The 21,156-nt window shown below is 58.0% G+C and carries 17 protein-coding genes; 12 read left to right on the top strand and 5 right to left on the bottom strand.

Annotated elements, in window-relative coordinates; all coding sequences use genetic code 11:
- Nucleotides 1-102: 102 nt before the first annotated feature.
- Genes ABGT65_RS08730 through ABGT65_RS08720 form a run of 3 tightly spaced genes read left to right on the top strand, consistent with a single transcriptional unit; the run spans nt 103 to nt 2,183 of the window.
- A complete protein-coding gene (locus tag ABGT65_RS08730) occupies nt 103-870 on the top strand; it encodes a threonine/serine exporter family protein (RefSeq protein WP_346701404.1) in 768 nt (255 codons plus the stop codon).
- A complete protein-coding gene (locus tag ABGT65_RS08725; RefSeq protein ID WP_346701402.1) occupies nt 867-1,439 on the top strand; it encodes a threonine/serine exporter family protein in 573 nt (190 codons plus the stop codon). Before ABGT65_RS08730 ends, ABGT65_RS08725 begins: the two co-directional genes overlap by 4 nt.
- Nucleotides 1,440-1,448: 9 nt before the next feature.
- A complete protein-coding gene (locus ABGT65_RS08720; protein ID WP_346701400.1) occupies nt 1,449-2,183 on the top strand; it encodes a DUF6064 family protein in 735 nt (244 codons plus the stop codon).
- 111 nt (nt 2,184-2,294) lie between these two features.
- On the opposite strand, the gene ABGT65_RS08715 is transcribed toward ABGT65_RS08720, so the two are convergent.
- Together ABGT65_RS08715 and ABGT65_RS08710 are read right to left on the bottom strand one after the other, a co-directional pair.
- Nucleotides 2,295-3,164, bottom strand: coding sequence for an HAD-IIA family hydrolase (locus ABGT65_RS08715; protein WP_346701398.1), 870 nt, complete (start codon nt 3,162-3,164; stop codon nt 2,295-2,297).
- On the bottom strand, nt 3,161-3,901 hold the full coding sequence (locus ABGT65_RS08710; protein ID WP_346701396.1) for an L-ribulose-5-phosphate 4-epimerase: 741 nt from the start codon (nt 3,899-3,901) through the stop codon (nt 3,161-3,163). The genes ABGT65_RS08715 and ABGT65_RS08710 overlap by 4 nt, the downstream gene beginning before the upstream one ends.
- A 219-nt stretch (nt 3,902-4,120) precedes the next feature.
- Here ABGT65_RS08710 and ABGT65_RS08705 point away from each other — a divergent pair, with 219 nt between their 5' ends.
- Nucleotides 4,121-4,885, top strand: coding sequence for a DeoR/GlpR family DNA-binding transcription regulator (locus ABGT65_RS08705; protein WP_346701394.1), 765 nt, complete (start codon nt 4,121-4,123; stop codon nt 4,883-4,885).
- A 223-nt stretch (nt 4,886-5,108) separates the two neighbouring features.
- Nucleotides 5,109-6,485, top strand: coding sequence for a hypothetical protein (locus ABGT65_RS08700; protein WP_346701392.1), 1,377 nt, complete (start codon nt 5,109-5,111; stop codon nt 6,483-6,485).
- Between the two features lie 83 nt (nt 6,486-6,568).
- Here the strand turns inward: ABGT65_RS08700 and ABGT65_RS08695 are convergent, their stop codons facing one another.
- From ABGT65_RS08695 to ABGT65_RS08685, 3 genes are read right to left on the bottom strand one after another with little or no spacing between them, the layout of a single operon-like run.
- Complete coding sequence (locus tag ABGT65_RS08695; RefSeq protein ID WP_346701390.1) at nt 6,569-7,657, bottom strand: hypothetical protein; 1,089 nt, start codon at nt 7,655-7,657, stop codon at nt 6,569-6,571.
- Between the two features lie 33 nt (nt 7,658-7,690).
- Complete coding sequence (locus ABGT65_RS08690; RefSeq protein ID WP_346701388.1) at nt 7,691-9,475, bottom strand: RagB/SusD family nutrient uptake outer membrane protein; 1,785 nt, start codon at nt 9,473-9,475, stop codon at nt 7,691-7,693.
- 12 nt (nt 9,476-9,487) lie between these two features.
- Entirely contained in the window at nt 9,488-12,772 is a 3,285-nt protein-coding gene (locus tag ABGT65_RS08685) for a TonB-dependent receptor (protein WP_346701386.1), read from the bottom strand.
- A gap of 567 nt (nt 12,773-13,339) precedes the next feature.
- Here ABGT65_RS08685 and ABGT65_RS08680 point away from each other — a divergent pair.
- The 7 genes from ABGT65_RS08680 to ABGT65_RS08650 all read left to right on the top strand — a co-directional run bounded on the left by ABGT65_RS08680 (nt 13,340) and on the right by ABGT65_RS08650 (nt 21,137).
- Nucleotides 13,340-13,603, top strand: a complete 264-nt coding sequence (locus ABGT65_RS08680) for a BACON domain-containing protein (protein WP_346701384.1) — start codon at nt 13,340-13,342, stop codon at nt 13,601-13,603.
- Nucleotides 13,545-13,916 (top strand): hypothetical protein, encoded by a 372-nt coding sequence (locus ABGT65_RS08675; protein WP_346701382.1) that lies wholly within the window; start codon nt 13,545-13,547, stop codon nt 13,914-13,916. The genes ABGT65_RS08680 and ABGT65_RS08675 overlap by 59 nt, the downstream gene beginning before the upstream one ends.
- Nucleotides 13,909-15,933, top strand: a complete 2,025-nt coding sequence (locus ABGT65_RS08670; RefSeq protein ID WP_346701380.1) for a fibronectin type III domain-containing protein — start codon at nt 13,909-13,911, stop codon at nt 15,931-15,933. The genes ABGT65_RS08675 and ABGT65_RS08670 overlap by 8 nt, the downstream gene beginning before the upstream one ends.
- An 89-nt stretch (nt 15,934-16,022) precedes the next feature.
- Complete coding sequence (locus ABGT65_RS08665) at nt 16,023-17,363, top strand: sn-glycerol-1-phosphate dehydrogenase (RefSeq protein WP_346701378.1); 1,341 nt, start codon at nt 16,023-16,025, stop codon at nt 17,361-17,363.
- Between the two features lie 8 nt (nt 17,364-17,371).
- Complete coding sequence (locus tag ABGT65_RS08660; RefSeq protein WP_346701376.1) at nt 17,372-18,841, top strand: MFS transporter; 1,470 nt, start codon at nt 17,372-17,374, stop codon at nt 18,839-18,841.
- A gap of 33 nt (nt 18,842-18,874) precedes the next feature.
- Nucleotides 18,875-19,651: a glycerophosphodiester phosphodiesterase family protein gene (locus ABGT65_RS08655; protein WP_346701374.1), complete on the top strand. Its 777-nt coding sequence runs from the start codon at nt 18,875-18,877 to the stop codon at nt 19,649-19,651.
- Between the two features lie 142 nt (nt 19,652-19,793).
- The gene (locus ABGT65_RS08650; RefSeq protein WP_346701372.1) at nt 19,794-21,137 is read left to right on the top strand and encodes a site-specific integrase; all 1,344 of its coding nucleotides are present in this window, start codon (nt 19,794-19,796) and stop codon (nt 21,135-21,137) included.
- The last annotated feature ends 19 nt before the right edge of the window (nt 21,138-21,156 follow it).

The following is a 21,156-nucleotide window of genomic DNA, read 5'->3' as shown; positions in this document are numbered from 1 at the left end:
CCGCCGATTCCGACTCCCGGCAAACACCGGTCGGCGCGGCGCATTTTTTTTGCCGCGTCCGCATGGGGAATCTCCGAAAAAACGTATTTTTGCCCCCGAATCATGAAAACCAGGCACGAACTGACCGAAATCCTCGACTTTATCGCCGAGTACACCACCTACCTGCTCGGATCGGGTGTGCACACCTCGCGCGCCATCCGCAACTCGCAGCGCATCGGCGAGGCGCTGGGGGTCGACATTCAGCTGTCGAGTTTCCAGCGCAGCACGATACTCACGGTCCACGACGACGAAAGCGGCGAAGCCATCACCCGCGTGGTGAAGATTCCCTCGCTGCCGATCAGCTTCGAGCGCAACTCCGACCTCAGCGCCCTGAGCTGGGACGCCCTCGACGAACACCTCCCGCTCGCCGAAATCCGCCGCCGTTACTCCCTGCTTATCGAAAAACCGCGCATCGACCCGATCTTCGTGCTGGTCACCGTGGGGCTGGCCAACGCCTCCTTCTGCCGCCTCTTCGGCGGAGACTGGACCGCCATGGCCATCGTCTTCACCTCGACGCTCGTGGGATTCGCCGCCAAACAGCGGATGCAGGCCCACGGCGTCAACCACTTCCTGATCTTCATCGTCGCGGCATTCACGGCCTCGCTCTGCGCTTCGTCAGCCCTGCGATTCGACTGCACGGCCGAAACGGCCCTCGCCACAAGCGTGCTGTTCCTCGTCCCCGGCGTCCCCCTGATCAACGGCGTGATCGACATCGTCGAAGGGCACATCCTCATCGGATGCAGCCGCCTGATCAACGCCCTGCTGCTCATCATCTGCATCGCCATCGGACTGGCGGCGACGCTCCTCATGGTTAAAGACAGCCTGCTATGATCGCTGCGGACATCCTCCTCGACGGGCTCTTCGCAGCCGTGGCCGCCATCGGGTTCGGCGCCATCTCCGACCCGCCGATGCGGGCCTTCCCGCGCATCGCCCTGCTGGCCGCCGCAGGCCACGCCCTGCGCTTCTCGATGATGAACTACGCCGATGTAGACATCGCTTCGGCCTCGCTCGCGGCCGCCATGCTTATCGGATTCGGAAGCCTCTGGCTCGGACGCGGAATCCGCTGCCCGATGACGGTCCTCTACATCCCGGCGCTGCTGCCCATGGTCCCCGGCATCTACGCCTACAGGAGCGTCTTCTCGCTCATCATGTTCCTGCAGTCGCTCAATGACCCCGGGCAGGGAATGCAGTACATGCAGCTCTTCTTCCTCAACGCCACGGTCTCGCTGAGCGTCATCGCCCTGCTCGCCGCGGGAGCCACGCTGCCGATCTTCGTCTTCAACCGGAGGGCATTCTCCCTCACCCGGCGCCGGAAAAACGACAGCCCGGCCTCCCGGAACCCGAAACAGAATGAGCCCGCCACGGAACCCGACGCCGAACCCCGAAATTCAGGCCAATAGCCACCCCTCATGGAAACCTTCTGGAACACGATTGCCGACTACAACGCCGCCACCTGGCCCGCCCAACTGCTGCTGGTCGGAATCGGCGCCGTGCTGACCCTGCTGCTCTACAAACGCCCCTCGCCCGCCGTGCGCACGGCCATGAAGATCTACATGGCCGTGCTCAACTTCTGGATTGCCGGGGTCTACTACCTCGTCTGGTGCCGACCGCGGGAATATCACGACTTGCTGGCCCTGTTCTGGGCCATCATGGGATGCATCTGGCTCTACGACCTCGCCATGAAGCACGCCTCGCTCGAACGGACCAAACACCATACGATTTTCGCCCGGCTGCTCTTCGTCATGCCGCTCGTCTACCCGCTCTGTTCGCTGGCCCTGGGGCGCTCGTTCCCGATGATCACCTCGCCCGTCATGCCCTGCTCCGTGGCAGTCTTCACCGTAGGGCTGATGCTCGCCTTCTCGGAACGCATCAACATCGTCCTGGCCATGTTCCTCTGCCACTGGGCCCTGATCGGACTCTCGAAAGTCTACTTTTTCGGAATCCCCGAGGATTATCTGCTGGCCTGCAGCGTCGTCCCGGCACTCTATCTCTTCTTCCGCGAATACATCCAAAGCCTCGAAAACCGGCCCGCAAAACCCTCCCCGCGCGTCCTCAACGGATTGCTGGGACTTCTCTGCGCAATCATCGGCGGATTCTTCGCCTTCACGCTGCTGCACCAGTTCAACCTCTTCTCAGAGATTTGATCCGTTCGGGCGTCGCAGGTTGTATCCCGCAACAAACGCCAACCCGGCTCTTATTCCGGTCCGCCGCTGTCCACAGTCGACCTGAAACGAAATCAGAAAACAGCCCTCTTTTCAGCCGTTGGTTCGGGCCTCGGCAAGCAATTCGCCCAGAATTCCCACATGCTCCACGATCAACTCGGGCGGACGCGAAGCCTGTTCCGCCACATCAAGCGTCGTCTCGCCCGAAAGAACCAGAACACCCAAAGCCCGGGCATTATGGGCCATCTCGATATCGGTATAGATGCGGTCTCCAACCATAGCGATCTCATCGGGGCGGAGTTCGTGGCGCTGGAGAATACCCGACAGCATGTTCGGATCCGGCTTCCCCAGCGTAATGTCCGGCTTGCGGGAGGTCGCCAGTTCGAGGGCCCCGCAGATCGAACCACAATCCACCAGGACCGTCGGTTGGTTGGTCGGGCAAACCCGGTCGGGATTCGTCGCCAGGTAAGGGATCCCCTGCTTGACCCACCACGCCGCACGGCACAACCTGTTATACGCAAGCGTCTGGTCGAAGGCTACAACCACGGCATCCGGAACATCCTCGGCCGAATCGGCGGTCGAAACGTAACCCGCCGACTCGAACTCCGAAATCATCGAGGGCGTGCCCAGTAGAAAAAGCCGCCGAACGGAGGGATAATGAGCCCGCAGATAATCGATCATGGCCAGCGTCGTGGTGTACATCTCCTCACGTGTAGCCCGGATCCCCAGGTCGGCGAGTTTACGCAGGTAATCGACAATCGATTTCGACGAATTGTTCGTCAGAAAAGAGTAGCCGATTCCGTTCTGCCGAAGCCCGGACAGAAAGGGAAGGGTCCAGGAAAACAACTCCGAACCCATGTAGATCGTACCGTCCATGTCCAAGGCGACATGACGGATTCGCGACAGCCGTTGCAGCAGCTCCTCGCGGCTCCAGACGGAGCTGTATCGGTAGAACGTATTCATAGGCAGATCGTTGAAGCGGTTGGCTGGCTGTCGGAATCGGGCAGCGGATGCTTCTGCCCGTAATAGGCATTCGCCCCGTGTTTACGCGTAAAATGCTTCTCCGTGAGCATCTCGCTCATCGGCATCTCGGGGTTCAGCGACTGGCTTACATAGGCCATTTTGGCTACCTGCTCCAGGACCACGCTATTATGTACAGCCTCTTCGGGAGAACGACCCCAGGAGAAAGGTCCGTGGTTGGCAACCAGCACCGACGGCGTATGCATCGGATTCAGGCCCCGAAAGGTTTCGACGATCAGTTTTCCGGTCTCCCGTTCGTACTCGCCCCACACCTCTTCCCGGGTCATCTGGCGCGTACACGGAATCTCACCATAGAAATAGTCGGCATGGGTAGTCCCGCAGACCGGAATCGGACGTTTGGCCTGGGCCCAGGCCGTAGCGTAGGTGGAATGCGTATGGACGACTCCCCCGACCTCGGGAAAAGCCCTGTATATTTCAAGATGGGTCGGAGTGTCGGACGAGGGATTGAGCGTCCCCTGCAGAACATGCCCCTCAAGATCCAACACGACCATCTGCGACACGGTCAACCGTTCATACGGAACCCCGCTCGGCTTGATGACAACGAGTCCGCGGTCCCGATCAATACCGCTCACGTTTCCCCAGGTAAAAATAACCAGCTTATGATCGACCAATGCAAGATTTGCGCGAAAAACACGCTCTTTCAACGTATCCAGATCCATAGCAGATTGATTTGAGTTCGGAACAAAGATACGAATAATAATCACAAAACGAAAAATTTTTCATGCAAAATGAAACACATAACGAATTTTATAACTCAAAACGACCCAAAATAACACTGAATATATATGTAAAACGAAAATAAATCACGAAACAGCGCGTTCATTTGGCTTTCATGTAAATAATTTCTACATTTGTAAACAAAAGAAAATAGAAGCGTTATGTTAAGCATCGCCGAAAGACGGAAGTATATCCTCGACTCGCTCAACAAACAAGGATTCGTCCGCATTGCAGACATTGCCAACGAACTCAATGTCACCCGTGCCACAATCCGCAAGGACATGAGATTCCTCGAAAGCAAGCAGCTGCTCTATCGAGCGCACGGCAGCGCCAGTCCCGTCAATCCGCATGTCTCCGACGTCAACGTGCAGGTAAAAAGCCGCATCAACAGCGAAATCAAACGAAAAATCGGAGCTCGGGCCGTAAAACTCATCCACGAAAACGACTCGATCATCGTCGCGTCCGGATCCACGCTATACGCCTTTGCCGAGGTCATTCGCCCCATCGGTCATCTGAACATCGTCACACCCTCGCTGCGGGTTTCGATGCTGTTGAGTGAGGAACCCGACATCACGGTCCTGCAACTCGGAGGTGTGCTCCATGGAAATTCGCTCTCCGTACGCGGTGAATATGCAGCTCAGGGTTTTCAGAATCTAATCTGCTCCAAACTCTTTTTCGGAGTCGACGGCATCGATTCCGAATTCGGAATCACCTGCGCCACGGTCGAAGAGGCAACCCTGACGCAAAAAATGATGAAAGCAGCATCCCAGAGTATCGTGCTGACCGACTCCTCAAAAATCGGACGCAGAGGATTCGGCCGCATCTGCTCGATCGAGGATATCGACATCCTGATCACGGACAACCAACTCCCGGCACAGATCAAATCCACGCTTGAGGCGGTCGGGGTCGATGTCATCACGGTCTGACCCGGCCGGAAAGCACAAGCCCGGAGGGTGGGCTCAGGAAAGCCGCAGATGTTCTGCGGCTTTTTTGGGCTTTGACCCTTCGGGAAGGACCTCTTCCGGAGTCGCGGATCACCTCCCGCACAGACAAAATCCGAAACACGCAGCGTTTTACGACTTTCGTTTTGTAATATTATTTTTATTTTGTTACATTTGTAGTCAGGTAAAACCAAAAATCAAGAACAAAATGAAAACCAAACTGCTATCTTGCGTTTTGCTGGCTTTGACCGCATGTTGCACCATATCGTGCAGCACGGACGACTCCGATGACATCGGTTCCGGCGATCGCTCCATCCAAAGCCTAGGATTCTCCAGCCGCATATTCGACCTGTTCGTCGAGGAAGAAACGCTCCCGGAACTCAACATCCGTACCGGATCCGGGACTGAAACCTATACCGCAGCGAATGAATACGGACTGAACTGGCACTCCTCGATCCCGAACATCGCCTCCATCTCGGACAACGGCATCATCCGCGGAGAGGCCATCGGCACCTCCCGGATCTCGGCCCGGACCCCGGACAACCTGAAGCAGGCAGCACTCACAGTCAACGTGCTGCAGTCGGAACAGCTCGACCAGCCCCTGGCCCGTGACATGATCTACACCAGCGGTCACATGCTCAGCGACAATTCGGTCATGCAAAGTTTCGACCTCGGAGCCGACGGATACATGTACTGCTCGCAGGTAGGGCGCGGCAGCAACAACTACAACGTAATCATCGTCCGAAAACAGGCCAACGCCGCCAACTACGAAAGCCGGATGCTGCTCCCCTATGCCGGCCACGGAAACAACATCGCCGTCGAACAGGATGGTGCCGACATGTACGTCTGGGTCGGAAGCTACGGAACCCGCAGTTCCGAAGGTGACTACACCCTCTCGCAGACCATGGCCCGCATCAAATACGCCCCGGGCAAGACGCTCAAACCGTCGGAGTGCTACGAACAGTACTGGATCCCGCAGCGCCGCAATCTGCAGGCATCGCTCGACCCTGACAACGACATCATCCTCTTCTGGTGCACGAACAGCAACTACTCGACCCGCTACATCTATCTCTACCGGCTGAGTGAGGTCAAGGCGCTGCCCGAAAGCTCCGAGCAGCTCTCCTTCTCGATCACCTGGGGCGGCGAGACCGGAGGTCCGGCCTCCGTGACCGAAAAGCCGACCGTCATGGTCAAGAATCTCTCGCAACTCGAACCGCTGGCCACGATCACCCTGCCGCAAAGCAGCCCGCTCACTGTCGGGTCCAACGGCAACCAGGGCCACGACGTGAAAAACGGCAAAATATACTATTACGAAGGGGCCGGCAACAACAACGACGGTGCAACCCCCTCGACAGCCACGGTATCGATCTTTGATTTCAACGGAAACCTCATTCGCCGTCACGACGTAGCTGCCATTGAGGATATGGGCGCCCTTGCCTCGCAGGGGCTCACCTCAACGGGATACATGGAGCCCGAAGGAATCAAGTTTTACGACGGTATGCTCTATTGCGGATTCGCGTCTCGATCGACGGATGACGTGCGACGCGCAGTCGTGCTGCAATACGATCTGATGCAGGAGCCATAAAGAGGACTCTCCTCTTTCCTGCAGCAAAAACGCCCGACCTCGGAAGGTCGGGCGTTTCTGTTGAAAAAGATGGGGCAGAGTTGTTACCAAAGCGTCATCTCAAGGATCTTGTCATATCCGAGGACACAGTTTTCAAAGCGAACCTTCATCCCCTTGGGGAGCGTCAGACGAACCGTCTGATGGGGAGGAATGGCAACCGGATACATGTAATCCCCGTAACGGATGCTGAACCGGATATCCGAATCGTTGCGGAGCTCCACGCGGTTCTTGCGGGCATCCACCACGCGCAAGGTCAGCGACGCCTCGATCAGCTGGCGGATGTAGGTCTCGGGACCGGCCAGCGTATAGTCGTACAACGCCACCATGCGGCCGGAAAACATCGCCTCACGAACGGACTCCATCGTGCATTCGCGGGCAAAAACGAGCGTCATGGGACGACGGGCTCCCTCGGGATACTGCGGCCCGCTCGGGTAGTGAATATCCGAATTGGCCAGCATCGAGAAGCCCATCTCTTCGTACCACTGCAGCACGCGCGGATAGTGCTCCTTGCCGTTGAAGATCTCCACACCGTGAATCTTCCCCTCGCGCAGCAACCGCTCGTGCATGGGATAAAGCGTACACGAATCGTTGGGCCAGCCGGGATGGTTCCAGAAGAGGTAGGCCTCCTGAGCCCAGGCTTCGTCCAGAGCGGCCTGTTCGTTTTCGGGGGTGCGGTTGCGCGGGAAGCGGTTGCCGTCCTTCAGGAAGAGCGCGTTGATGTGGCCGAAGGGCTTGTGGCGCGTGATCTCGCCCCCGGGGATCACCAGCAGGCCGATCTCACGTCCGCGTGCGGCGGCAATCTCGTAAGGCAGATTCATGTCGTCGGTCTGCATGCCGCGGTTCTTGCGGATCTCGAAGTGGTCGGTGATGGCGATCACGTCCAGACCGTCGCTCCATGCCTCGTTCACGCGCCCCGTCGGGTAGACCTGCCCGTCGGAAAAGCACGTGTGGATGTGAAAATCGCACTTCAGCGTGCGATACCCCTCGATGTCGGGGATACAGATGTTCTTGCGGTAGTTGGACCTATCCGCGCCGGGATGCTGCCAGACGTCGTCCGTCTGGATCGGTTTGCCGGCCGTGGCGGCCAGAACGGCCGCCACGGTGGCAAACATCGTCATTAAGAGACTCTTCATGTCGTTTATCGGGTTTAAGTTCGATCCGTCAGATCAATCCGTCCAGCCGTAGTTCTGACCAAGGGCCGGATTGATGCCGTTGGCCGTACGGGGAATGGGACGCACGTACATCTTCTCCTCCCAGATCCGATCCAGGTTGTATTCCAACAACCCGCTGGTGTCCTCACTCAGCGTGTAGGAGCCATCGCACAGGTCGATGTAGTAGACGCCGTTCTGGCTGGGCGTGTCGGCGTTGATCACACACAGATCGTTCTGTCCGTCTCCGTTTAGGTCGATCGGTTCGCCCACGGCCGGGATATAGATGCCCTGCCACTCCTTCCGGGTTAGTTCTCCCTCGTGCCAGCGCATCAGGTCGTCGTAGCGCAGGTTCTCCAGCAGCAGCTCCACGGCCCGTTCGCGGCGGATCTCCAGCAGGTCCTTGCTCTGGACCTTGTAGTAGGAGGCCAAATAGGGATCGGCCGTCTGGGGCTGCGTCCCGACGACTCCGGCACGCTCTCGCAGCGGCTTGATCGTCCGCTCCCAGATCGACGGCTCCAGAATGCCGCCGTTCAGCTCGGCCGACGCCTCGGCATAGTTGAGCAGCACCTCGGCATAACGCAGGATCGAGAGGCTGTTGTTGCTGCGCGTACCGGTATGCAGGTCGTCGTCGAAGCACCACTTGATGAGCTGGTAGCCCGTCAGCGTGACCGACATGTCGGGGGCCGTCAGCACCCGCTCGCCGGCCACCTCCTTCATGTAACCCGGCGTCACGATGCTCTGCATCATGCGGTAGTCGCGGTTGGCCGTCTCGTCGACGAATCCCACCTTGTCCCAGTCGGGATTGTCCGTGAAGCGCGTGCCGTCGAGATTGAGATACATGTTGGCCAGCGAACGCGTCATTGACCAGCGCGACTGGGTCGGTGAGGTGAAAACCCACGTAGCCTCGTGGTAGATACCCAGGCTGGAGCTGTATTCCCGGCCCCAAATAATCTCCTGACGGTTCAGCTGCTCCGAGATGAAGAGCGACCGATACTGGGTCTGCACCGCCGAAGGCGAATTGACCAGCGAATAGGGCCCGTCACTCATCAACTCCTCGCAGGCTGCCACACACTCCTGCAGGTACATCTCCGATTCGTCACTCTGCCAGGGCTGACCCGTCGACGGATCGACCGCGTGGTACTTGCGGTAGGTGCCCTCGTAGAGGCAGACCCGCGACTTGAAGGCCAAAGCCTTCCACTTGTCGATCTGGGCGCTCTGCGTGTAGGCGGCATCCGTCGAGCAGTTGGCGGCAGCGTAGCTGAGGTCCTCCAGCACCTTGCGCATCACGAACTCGCGCGAATCGCGGGCCTTGTAGAGCGCCTCGTCATCCTCGGCGTCGATCGGCTCGTCGTACCAGGGCACCGCACCAAACGTGCGGACCTTGTTGTAGTAGAACCACGCACGCCAGAAACGGGCAACACCTTCGTAGTGGCGGAGCGTCTCCTCGCGGACGCCCAAAACCTCGTACATGTGCTGGAGAAAATAGTTGACATTGAACAGGTCATACCAGTCCGAATAACTCCAGCCGGTCTGACGGCTCGATGACCAGGGAACCGTCAGGTAATCGGTCGAATTGCGCGTGGCAACCAGATCGGACCAGCAATCGCCGCGGAAAAGCGTCTCGGGCGACGGCATCATGTTCTGCAGAAAACCGTCGGCATACAACTGCAGCGACTTTTCATTGGTGAAATAGGTGTCGGCACCGAGTTCCGCAATGGGCTCCTTGGTCAGGAACGTATCGCACGAGACAAGCAGGGCGGTCAGAGCGACGGCTGCGACTTTATGCATCTGTTTTTTCATGGGTATTTCGTATTAGAAAGTGACATTGACACCGAACGTGAAGGTTCGCATGACCGGATAGCCGTATCCGTCGCCGTTGGTTCCGACCGTGCTGGCAAAGTCGGCATCACCGGCACTGATCCCTTCGGGATCGAAGTTCTTGGCATACTTCTGCAGCGGCGAATAGGTCCAGAGGTTCTCCCCGACGAAATAGATCCGCAGCGACTGCATACGCAACTTCTGGGCAATCCGCTTGGGGAAGGTGTAGTCGAGCGTGAGGTTCTTCAGGCGGATGTAGCTGGCATCCTGCAGATAACGGTCATTGGCATTCGACATGATACCGTTGACGTGCTCGGCCTGGTAACCGCGCAGCCGGGGCCAGTAGGCCGACGTATTGCCATTCTCATCGGTATAACGGTTGTTCTCGTCCTGCCACGGAAGGTAGAAACCGTAGGCACGGCCGTATTTGCCCCAGAAATAACCCGAATCCTTGGCCGGATACCAGTCGCGCTTGCCCACGCCCTGCCACATCAGACTCAGACCGATGCCGTTCCAGTTGAACGACGTGGTGAGGCTGTAGCAGTAACGCGGCGAGGTGTTGCCGATCTTCACCAGGTCGCCGTGGTCGTCGATCGTATTCGAACCGTTGTCGATCACGTAGCTGTTATCCACGTCGGCCAGCTTCAGGTCGCCCTTCTTCCAGTCTCCCACAAAGTACTGGAACTTGCTCTGATCGGCCCAATTTATCGCCTCCTCGTCGCTCTCGAAGAGCCCGAGCACCTTGTAACCCCAGATCTCGCCCAGGGTCATGCCCTCATAATAGTTTGTCTTGTAGATCGTCGGGAGCGTTCCGGTCTTGCTGGTATATTTGGTGATGATGCTCTCGCTGTCCCACACCGCAGCTCGGATGCTGTAGTGGAACTCCTTGCCCGCCAGACGGAAGTTGTCGCGCCAGGAGATGCTGGCTTCCCAACCGTCGGTACGCATGTCGGCGTAGTTGCCCTTCGGGGCCTGGTTGCCGTAGACGGCCGGAAGCTCGGCTCCGACAACGTACATGTCCGTCGTATTGCGGCGGTAGATGTCGCCCACGAAGTTCAGGCGGCCGTTGAAGGCTTCGAAATCGAGACCGATGTTGTAGGTCGTGGCCTTCTCCCAGGTCAGCCCGTCAGGTACGGGTGCCGGACTCTGCGTATAGCGGAAGGTAGAACCGCCGCTCACTACCGACGACATGTTCAGCTCCATGAGCGGAAGATAGGCGTAGGCGTCGCTGATCAGACCGTTGCCGGCCGTTCCGGCCGAGAGTCGGATCTTGAGGTTGTCGAGCCAGTTGCGCGTCGAGGCCATGAAACTCTCCTCGGAGATGCGCCATCCGACCGAAGCCGACGGGAAAAAGCCCCAGCGCTGGTTGCTCGGGAATTTCGAGTTTCCGTCATAACGGCCGCTCACCTCGACCAGGTATTTGCTCTTGTAGCCATAGTGCAGGCGATAGAAGAAACCCGCCAGGGATGCCGAATAACTGCCATTGTCCTGCCAGGTGACCTGATCCCCGTCGATCAGGCTCGGGTTGACCTTCTCGGGGATGATGATCCCTTCACGATAAAGGTAGGTCCGCATGACGGTCTCCTCCTCGGCGTTGAAACCTCCCATAATCGAGAGCTTATGCTTGTCTCCCAGTTTGGGGGTATAGGTCAGCGTCGCAGAGGTCGTCCACTGGTCGGTGTCGTAGTCGTAGTCGCGGTACTGCGAGGTAGCAGGCTGCGTGGCGCTCAGTTCCGGACCATAGTAGTAGGTGCAGAGGTTGCGGGCGCGGCTGCGATCGGTGTGGTTGTAGAAATAGGCGAAATCGGCCTTGGCAACCAGGACGTCCTTGATCAGATGGGCCGTCAGCGAGGCGCTTTCGCGGATGTCATTCTTCGCGTACTTCTCCCACGAGGTCCCCTCGTCAAAACCGGCGATGCCGATGTAGGTCGCCGCATTGGTCCAGGTTCCGTCGGCGTTCGTCGCCCCGATCAGCGGGGCTCCCACAATTTCCATCTGACGTTGGATCAGCTGGTTGCCCTCCGCAACGCGAGGCTGGAAGATCTTGCGCTTCATGAAGTCGAGGCTGTTGTCCAGCGTCAGCCACGGGGTGATCTGAATGTTGATCTTCCCCCGGATATTGTACTGCTTGTAGTCCTCGTCGCCATAGTTGTAAACCCCGTCCTGCTGGAAATAACGCCCCGAAACGAGGAATTTGGCCACCTTCCCGCCTCCGCTCACACTGAGGTTATGCTGCTGGCCCGAGGTCCAGTCGCGATAGACGATATCGTGCCAGTCGTAGTTGCCGAAGTATTCGTAACGGCCCTGACCGTTGACTCGCCACTTTTCGTAGCTGCTGTCGGAGTTGCGCTTCACCAGTTCGTTGTACCAGTCCGAGGTGAAAGGATTCATCGCGTTATTGATACTCGACGGATTTGCATTGTAACGGCCCCGGTAAGACTCCAGAAAAGCATCCGTCCAGGCCAGTCCGTTATTAACGGTCTGCGGTTCGACCGTCCGCGTGAAGATCGAGTAACTGCCATCGTAGGTGACTCGGACACTGCCGGCTTCGGGCGTCTTCGTCGTGATGAGGATGACGCCGAACGTTCCCTTGGCTCCGTAAACCGCCGTCGACGAGGCATCCTTGAGCACCGTAATGGATTCGATGTCACTCGGGTTAATGGTGTTCATGTCGGCCTCGACTCCATCGACAAGCGTCAGGGCGCTACCTCCGGCTCCGATCGAGTTTTCGACTCCGCGAATGCGGATAGTGGCATTTCGGGAGGGTTTACCGTCGGAGAAGGTCAGCGTCAGACCTGGAATCTGACCCTGCAAGGCTCGAGAAACATTCGCCGTTTTCCGCTCGGCAATCAGATCGCCCTTGATGGTCTCGACCGCGCCGACGATGTCACGCCGGCGCTGGAGGCCGTAACCAACCACCACGACCTCGTCGAGATTCGTATTGTCAACGGTCAACTGGACATCGATTTGCGTCTGGGTCCCGACCGTCATTGTATAGGGCTTATAGCCCAGAAAGTTGAAATTCAGTTTATCGGCACGGTCGGCTCGAATCGAATAACGGCCGTCGTTGTCGGTCGTCGTGCCTCGGCTGGTCCCTGATACGGTGATAGCAACTCCGGGCAGCGGTGCACCGGTTTCATCGGAGACCGTGCCTGTCACAGTTCCGCTCTGTTGGGCAGCAGTCGGCAACGCCAGGCAGCAACATGCAAACAGCATGGCAAACAACACCAGGCAACGGCGGCTACCGTGGGGATTACTGGATGTATAACTCAGTTTCATAGTTCATTCTTTTTTAGTAGTCATGTACGAGACTCTTTCCGGCAACAACAAAGAAACACACACGAAACATGGTGGTGTTTGAGTCTGATTGCGGGAAAGATCGCTGCAAGTCATCCAATCCCGTATATTATATATCGGTATCCGTGTAAGGCGGGCTGCAAATTCAATTCATCGGCTCGGCGGTTTTAAAGGTTGATCAATAGACAATGGTTTCTTCACAATCGATTCATCCGGCGGGCGGACCCGCCTCAAGTTCCGTTCGAAGCGGACAGAATCCGAATCTTATTCGAAACAAAATTAAACTAATTTTTCGTTTAATACAAGTTTAGACAGAATAATTTTTCATTTTGTGCAATATTTTCGTTTTTTAACCAATTTTTAGCGCCTAAATTATGCGAAATGAAATTTTTAATCTATCTTTGTGATGCAAGCCATCCATAATATCATCGTGTAAGAAAAGCGTACCCCAAAAAAAAGGTACGCACAGATCGTTTTGCAGCACACTTTACCAACAAAACAAACCTTACGACCCTTATGCGAAATATGTTGAAAAAAATCCGAACCGGGATGGCAACAAGCTCCCTGTTGGCATTGTTTCTGTCGACGATGAGCGGATGCGTGAAAGATCCCGAAGTCTCCGGACTGACCCGCAATACGGATGAACTGACATTCCCCTACAACCAGTCGGTCCAAACCTTCACGGTCCGCAACAACGGTCCGTGGAGCGTATCGAGCGACGCCGACTGGCTCACCTTCTCCCCGGCAGAGGGGGGTGGGCGACGGAACCAACTACGAATATGTCTATGTGACGGCCGGACACAACACCGGTGACCAGCGCGAAGCGGTCATCTACCTCGTATCGGCCTCCAGCTCCCTGGAGATCAAGGCCCTGCAGAGCGCAGGCATCTTCGAAATCGGCGAGCCGATGATCACGGGATCCGTGCGCATCAACTCAGCCACGCGAGCCACGCTCGACATCCCCTACACCAAGGCCTCGGGCACGGAGAGGATCCGCGTGACGGCCCAATTCTCGGGTGAAGCGGCCGGCGGCCTCGACCTCCCAGCCTACGAAACGACCATCGAGGAGGAGGGCGACGGAACCATCTCGGCACCGCTGTCCGGCACCCCCCACCAATATGGGTGAAGTGACCATCGCCGTCCAGGTCTACCTCAACGACGATCTCCTCCGCGAAACCGAAATCTCGACCAACATCATGGACGAAACGACGCTGCTGTTGATGACCGGATCGCGCTTCAAGTGGGGCGGATACTACCTGGAGGAGCTCCCGGGTATCAAGTCGAACCGCGGCAACGAAATCACGGCCGAGGACGACAACGAGGAGAACTACAGCAAATACATGGTCGAGTGCAGCTACGGCGATGCCGGAACCGTCGACCTCTTTGGCACCAATTCCGCCTACCTAGAGGGGCTTGAGGCCTTCCGCACGGCCCGCGGACTGAAGGGCTGGACCGGATACAAGGTCTACGAACACCCGGGCTACATCAAGATCGGTACGGGATCCCTCGGCGGATGGGTGCAGACCCCAGCCCTTGAGGATCTCGAAGGGACGAGCAACATCACCGTCGAGTTCGAGTTCTTCCGCTGGCAGAACGACCCCAAGGAGGTCAACGTGCTGGCCGTGGACGGCGGTACGGTTGTCGGCGGAGCACTGCCCACCACCACCCACGAGTGGATCAAGATGAGCTGCATCGTGCGCGACGCCACCAGCTCGACGAAGATCCGCTGGTCGGCGGCCGATCTGACCACCTCGGGATCGCGCTTCACGCTGCGCAACATCGTCATCTCGCAGGCCAAGGCGCTCAAGGAGCCCCTCGCCACGCCGACCAACATCCAGAGCACGGCCTCGGACAACGCTCTCGCCTTCACGTGGGACGGTGTGCCCAACGCCACGGGATACAAGGTGACGCTGGCCGAAGCCTCGCGCCCGCAGTTCACCATCACGCAGACGGTTTTCGATACAAACTGCGCATTCGAAGAGCTGGAGGGTGACACCGAATACCTCTTCACCGTACAGGCGCTCTACGAGGAGAACGAAGCCTTCAATTCGCCCGTCTCGGAGCCCGTCAGCGCCCGCACGCTCTTCAACCTGCCGACACTGCCGACTCCCACGGTCAAGCTCTTCAAGTCGGAACGAGGACTGCTCGCCTTCGAGTGGGACGTCGACACGGAGAACCAGGCCGAGCGCGTCTTCAATATCGAGCTGCGCGACGCTGCGGGACAGACGCTGCGCCGCTATGAGAATGTCACCTACAGCGCACAATGGTCCAGAAGCCGCTTCTCGTTCGGCAAGGTGGACCTCTCGACCTCGTACACCTGCGCCGTGCAGTTCGTCTCGAACACTCCGACCGACTACAAGGATTCCGACTGGGGCACCATTCAGGTGACCAGTGCCGGGGCTCCCGACATGACCAACGTCGTCTTCCGCGAGGACTTCAACGACCTGTGGATGGCCGGTGACTACCTGAACACTTCGTTCGGCGCCGCTCCCTCGTACCTGGGAAGCACGATCGCACTGAAGAGCTACGATCCGGCCCGGGACAACTTCGACGAGGCGGCAACCATCTTCACCGGCGTGCAGAACGCCACCGACGTCTTCGGTCCGACGACGGCCAACGATGACTACCGCCGCACCTACTGGAGCGCCTGGAGCGAAGATTGGGACAACCTGCTGGTCAACAGCTCGGTGCTGTCATACAACACGAAGATCTACCCCTGCTGCGGGTGCGTGAAATACGGAACCGGATCGGCCAACGGCGTACTGACGCTGCCCAAGCTGACGGCACTGACCGGATCGACCGATATTACGCTCAAGTTCAAGGCGCATCCCTACGTGGTTCCGAACACCTCGACCGGATCGCTCGAAGGCACTCCGACCGAAGGTCTGACGGTCACCGTGGCGATCTACTCCGGCCCCGGAACGATCGTCGGAGCCGGTGAAAATGGTGCTATTGTCCTGTCGAACAAGACTCCGGCCGAAATGGGCGCGGATGCCGCCGGGTGCTTCATCCCGACCGAGCACACCGTGCAGATCACGGGAGCCGACGCCACCACGCGTATCATGATTGCCAGCGGCGAAAAGCCCCAATACGAAGCCAAAAAGAACCGCATCTGGCTCGACGACATCGTCATCACCCGGTAACTTACCCATCAATACCTACCAATATGTAACCCGGCACGGGAGGGGAGCTTCGGACTCCCCTCCCGTTGGCCAATCGACAAAAAACCGACATGAACAAAACTGAACAAGCACTTACAAGAACCACGGATACCAAAGCCCTGGCAATCGGCGAAGGGGTAATTCCGCAGGCCGCCCGAATCTTCAAGGAGCTCTTCGACGGACAACAGGCCGTGATCATCGCCGACACGAACACCTTCCGCGTGGCCGGTGCCGAGGTCGAACGGGAGTTCCGCGAAGCGGGTATTCCGCAGGAGGAGCCCTTCGTCTTCACGGATCCGGCACTCTACGCCGAATGGAAATACGTCGAACAACTGACCGCCCGCCTCGAAGGTACCGATGCCATACCGGTTGCCGTAGGCTCGGGCGTGATCAACGACCTCACCAAACTGGTCTCGTCACGCTGCAACCGCCGCTACATGTGTGTGGGCACGGCCGCCTCAATGGACGGATACACCGCCTACGGCTCCTCGATCACCTGCGAAGGGAACAAACAGACGTTCGACTGCCCGGCCCCCTACGGCATGGTACTCGATGCCCGCATCGCCGCCGAAGCCCCCGAAGAGATGTCCGCCTCGGGCTACGCCGACCTGATCGCCAAAATCCCGGCCGGGGCCGATTGGCTCATCGCCAATGCCATCGGTGTCGAAACAATCGATGAGTTCGCCTTCCACGAGGTGCAGGACGATCTGCGCGAAGCGCTCTCCGACCCGGAGGGGATTCGGCGCGGCGACGTAACCAAAGTCGAACAGTTGGCCGAAGGGCTGCTCCTGAGCGGGTTCGCCATGCAGGCCGTACAGTCGAGCCGCCCGGCTTCGGGGGCCGAGCACCAGTTCAGCCACTACTGGGACATGGAACACCTCTCCTACGGCGGCAAACTCGTCTCGCACGGCTTCAAGGTCGGAATCGGAACCCTCGCCTCTACGGCCTTCCTCGAATTCCTGATCGAAACACCCGTTGAGAGACTCGACATCGAGGCGCGCGTGGCCGCCTGGAAGTCCTGGGAGGAGACCGAACAGGAGATCGTCCGCATCTTCGACGGCCGAAAGGACTTCATCGCCCGCGGCATGAAGGAGACCCGGGCCAAATATGTCGACCGCGAGGGCTTGCGGACTCAACTGACGGCTTTCCAACAGGCATGGCCCGAACTGCGCGAACGTCTCCGCGCCCAGATCATCCCCTTCGACGAGATCCGGCAACGGCTGCAGCTGGTCGGCGCACCCTACGAACCCGAACAAATCGGAGTATCGAGGGCCCGGCTGCGCGACACATTCCTCCGCATTCCGTACATGCGAAGCCGATTCACAAACATCGATATCGCATTCCGCTGCGGATACATGGAGGAGTGGCTCGATCGACTCTTCGGACATCGTGGTGTGTGGGAGATTAAATAAACCGAAAAATGACACCTGAACAACAAAAAAGATTCAAACACTGGCAAACCCGGACCCTGATCGGCACCATGTTCGGCTATGCGCTCTTCTATTTCCTGCGCAAGAACTTCTCGCTGGCCATGCCCGGCATGGAGGCCGACATGGGGATCTCGAAAACCGGACTGGGCATCTTCCTCACCATTCACGGACTCGTCTACGGATGTTCGCAGCTCATCAACGGAATGTTCGCCGACCGCAAAAATGCCCGTTACTACATGTCGATCGGACTGTTGCTCTGTGCGCTGGCCAATTTCGCCTTCGGATTCGGCGAGGACATATCCTACTGGATCACCGGCGTACGACAAGGCGTTCCGTTCACCAACTTCGTCATCCTGTTCATGGGCATCATGTGGGTGCTCAACGGCTTGCTCCAGGGATCGGGATTCCCGCCCTGCGCCCGGCTGCTCGCCCACTGGATCCCGCCCCGCGAACTGGCCACAAAGATGTCGATCTGGAACACCTCCCACACCGTCGGCGCCGGCGTCGTGATCATCCTCTGCGGATACATCATGAGCCATATGGGTACGGACATGAGCGGCAATCCCGATGCCGTATCGGCCATCGCCGCCAACCTGAACGTCGCACCCGACGACCCGGAGGGAATGCAGCGCGTGATGACCTTCGCCGCCCACGTCGGTGCCTGGTGCTGGTGCTTCTGGATCCCGGCGGCGATCTCCCTCGTCGGAGCCATTGCGCTCTTTCTGACGCTGCGAGACACCCCCTCTTCGGTCGGACTCCCGGAGTTGGAGGGAACCGAGGAGCGCAAAAAGGCCGCAACCTCGAAAAAGGAGCAGACCGCCGAAGCCAAAGCATTCATCCGCAAGCATGTTTTCCAGAATCCGATCATCTGGATCCTCGCCTTTGCCAACTTCTTCGTCTACACGGTCCGCTTCGCCATTCTGGACTGGGGACCTTCCCTGCTGAGCCAGTCCAAAGGGGTCAGCATGACGAATGCCGGATGGCTCGTTGCGATGTTCGAAATAGCCGGAACCATCGGGATGCTCTTCGCCGGATGGGCCACCGACCGCTGGCTCAAGGGGCGGGCTCACAGAACCTGCGTTTTCTGTATGCTCGCAGCGGCACTCTTCATCGCGATCTTCTGGCAGCTGCCCCCCGAAACCCCCGTATGGATCTTCTTCGTGGTGCTCTGCGCCGCCGGGTTCAGCATCTACGGCCCCCAGGCGCTGATCGGAATCGCGGCTGCCAATCAGGCTACCAAGAAGGCGGCCGCCACGGCAAATGGTTTCAAGAGCCTGTTCGGATATCTGAGTACGATCGTTTCCGGTGTCGGATTCGGCTACGTCGCCCAGCACTTCGGGTGGAACTATGCCTACGTCGTCATGATTGTCATGGCATTCATCGGCACGGGCATTCTCCTGCTGATGTGGAAGGCCGGAGCCGACGGATACAACCACTCGGAAGATGCCTCGCAAGAATAACACCAACAGCAACAATAACCCAACCATCCAATCATGAAACAGATCTTATGTACCATCGCTGCACTCATGATCGCAGCCGAAGTTACGGCTCAGACCCAAGTGGTCGCACACCGGGGCTATCATGCAAAAAAAGGCTCTGCTGAAAACAGCATATCGAGTCTGCGCAACGCCCAGGAACTAGGTGTCTACGGCATGGAGTTCGATGTCAATCTCACGGCGGACGACTCCCTGATCGTCTTCCACGGCCCCTGGCTTCAGACGGTCGACAACCGGCGTATCCATGTACAAAAGAGCAACTACCGGGAGATCGTGGCCAATCCCATCGAAAACGGACATGCGATCCCGACCCTGCGCGAATTCTTCCGCCAGGGACAGAAAGACCGCCATACGCAACTGATTCTGGAGATCAAGAAACACACCACGCCGGAACGCGAAACCAAGGCGGTCGAGGCTATCGTAGCCCTGGTTCGCGAGATGGGCGTGGAGGGGCATACGGAGTACCTCTCGTTCAGCCAGCATATCTGCCGGGAGCTGATGCGCCTGCAGCCGGGTGCCCAGGTGACCTATGTCAACGGCGATCTTACGCCCGATGAACTCAAGAAGCAGGGCTATGCCGGACTCTCCTACAATCTAAACATTCTGATGAACCGGCCCGAATGGATCGTCCGGGCTCATGAGCTGGGGCTGAAGGTGACGCTGTGGATGACCAACCAGCCCGATATTGTCGAGTGGGGCATCCGTCACAAAGTGGACTTCGTCTCCTCGGATGATCCCGTGATGGCAAAAGAGGTCATTCGCAAATACCAATAGCCGACTTATCTCTCAGAACAGGCCCGAGACCGAAATATTTCGGTCTCGGGCCGTATTAGGGGGCGTTTTCAAAAAGAGATATCGGGCCAGTTCAGCACGTGGGGGGCTATTTTTGTCACAAGCCCCCAGATCTTGCTGAACCATGAAAGTAACCCTCATTCTCAAAAAGAGCGTCACCCGTTACGACACGGAGTCCCAGGCGACCATCTACGCGCGTCTGCGCGATGGTCGGCAACTCGATCAGGTCGCTCCGACCCGTCTTACGATCAATCCGAATCTTTGGGATGACAAGGCCGAGCAGGTCAAGAGCAAAGTCGTCTGCGACGAGGCCATGCGCACCCGCTACAACAACGAAGCCCGTCGGCTCAAGACCTACATTGAGAGAGCCTATCAGAACCGCCCCGAAGAGACGGTATCGAAAGGTTGGCTGAAGGAGGCGCTGGACCAATATTACAATCCGCAGAAGTACAACCTGAAGCAAGTATCCGCCATCAAACCAACCTTGACCGCGCTGTTCGACGAGTTTCTCGAGAAGCACAGGCTTTCGGAGGTTCGCAAAAAGAACTATCGCGTCATCAAGCGGGCTTTGCAGCGTTATGAACTCTACATTCGGGCTACCCAGATGGGAAAGGAGGACTTCACGCTGGATGTAGACCGGGTAACGGCCGACACCCTGCGGGACATCTGGAGCTTTCTGGAGAACGAATACCGCTACTGCGCCATCTATCCCGAGATTTACGAGGCCATTCCCGAGGCCCGCACACCGCAACCCCGAGGCAAGAACACGCTGTTGGACTGCTTCTCGCGTATCCGAACTTTCTTCTATTGGTGCAACAGTCATAAGAAGAGCCGGAACCGGCCGTTCGACGATTTTCCGCTGGAGGAGTGCACCTACGGGACGCCGTATTATATCACCATTGAGGAGCTGCACCAGATCTATGCCACCAATCTGAAGCGCCATCCCCAGTTAGCCATCCAGCGGGATATCTTCGTCTTCCAATGCCTGATCGGCTGCCGGGTGGGCGACCTGCTGAAGATGACGAAATCGAATCTCATCGGCGGCGCCATCGAATACATTCCGCGCAAGACCAAGGAGGGCCGTCCGCTGACGGTGCGGGTGCCGCTCAACGCCATGGCCACGGAGATTCTTGCCCGGTATGAAGCCTGTGACAGCGACAAGCTGCTGCCGTTCATCTCCGAACAGAAATACAACCTGGCCATCAAGCGGATCTTCAAAGCGGCCGGGTTGAAGCGGTTGGTTACGGTCATCAACCCGACGACCCGCGAGGAGGAGAAGCGGGTGTTGTACGAGATCGCCTCGTCGCATCTGGCGCGTCGGACCTTTGTCGGCAATCTCTATCGGCAGGTCAAGGATCCCAATCTGGTCGGTGCACTGAGCGGACACAAAGAAGGTAGCAAGGCCTTTGCCCGCTACCGCACCATCGACGATGAAATGAAAAAAGAATTAGTAAATTTGTTGTCATAATTGAACGCAGTGCGTTCAC

Origin of the sequence: uncultured Alistipes sp. (genome assembly GCF_963931675.1) — a bacterium.
Taxonomy (GTDB): Bacteria; Bacteroidota; Bacteroidia; order Bacteroidales; family Rikenellaceae; genus Alistipes.
This window is presented reverse-complemented; position numbering and strand designations above follow the sequence as displayed.

Excerpts from the sequence above, each read along its gene's own strand:
- ABGT65_RS08730 (WP_346701404.1), top strand. The coding sequence starts at position 103 with ATGAAAACCAGGCACGAACTGACCGAAATCCTCGACTTTATCGCCGAG.
- ABGT65_RS08725 (WP_346701402.1), top strand. The coding sequence starts at position 867 with ATGATCGCTGCGGACATCCTCCTCGACGGGCTCTTCGCAGCCGTGGCC.
- ABGT65_RS08720 (WP_346701400.1), top strand. The coding sequence starts at position 1,449 with ATGGAAACCTTCTGGAACACGATTGCCGACTACAACGCCGCCACCTGG.
- ABGT65_RS08715 (WP_346701398.1), bottom strand. The coding sequence starts at position 3,164 with ATGAATACGTTCTACCGATACAGCTCCGTCTGGAGCCGCGAGGAGCTG.
- ABGT65_RS08710 (WP_346701396.1), bottom strand. The coding sequence starts at position 3,901 with ATGGATCTGGATACGTTGAAAGAGCGTGTTTTTCGCGCAAATCTTGCA.
- ABGT65_RS08705 (WP_346701394.1), top strand. The coding sequence starts at position 4,121 with ATGTTAAGCATCGCCGAAAGACGGAAGTATATCCTCGACTCGCTCAAC.
- ABGT65_RS08700 (WP_346701392.1), top strand. The coding sequence starts at position 5,109 with ATGAAAACCAAACTGCTATCTTGCGTTTTGCTGGCTTTGACCGCATGT.
- ABGT65_RS08695 (WP_346701390.1), bottom strand. The coding sequence starts at position 7,657 with ATGAAGAGTCTCTTAATGACGATGTTTGCCACCGTGGCGGCCGTTCTG.
- ABGT65_RS08690 (WP_346701388.1), bottom strand. The coding sequence starts at position 9,475 with ATGAAAAAACAGATGCATAAAGTCGCAGCCGTCGCTCTGACCGCCCTG.
- ABGT65_RS08685 (WP_346701386.1), bottom strand. The coding sequence starts at position 12,772 with ATGAAACTGAGTTATACATCCAGTAATCCCCACGGTAGCCGCCGTTGC.
- ABGT65_RS08680 (WP_346701384.1), top strand. The coding sequence starts at position 13,340 with ATGGCAACAAGCTCCCTGTTGGCATTGTTTCTGTCGACGATGAGCGGA.
- ABGT65_RS08670 (WP_346701380.1), top strand. The coding sequence starts at position 13,909 with ATGGGTGAAGTGACCATCGCCGTCCAGGTCTACCTCAACGACGATCTC.
- ABGT65_RS08665 (WP_346701378.1), top strand. The coding sequence starts at position 16,023 with ATGAACAAAACTGAACAAGCACTTACAAGAACCACGGATACCAAAGCC.
- ABGT65_RS08660 (WP_346701376.1), top strand. The coding sequence starts at position 17,372 with ATGACACCTGAACAACAAAAAAGATTCAAACACTGGCAAACCCGGACC.
- ABGT65_RS08655 (WP_346701374.1), top strand. The coding sequence starts at position 18,875 with ATGAAACAGATCTTATGTACCATCGCTGCACTCATGATCGCAGCCGAA.
- ABGT65_RS08650 (WP_346701372.1), top strand. The coding sequence starts at position 19,794 with ATGAAAGTAACCCTCATTCTCAAAAAGAGCGTCACCCGTTACGACACG.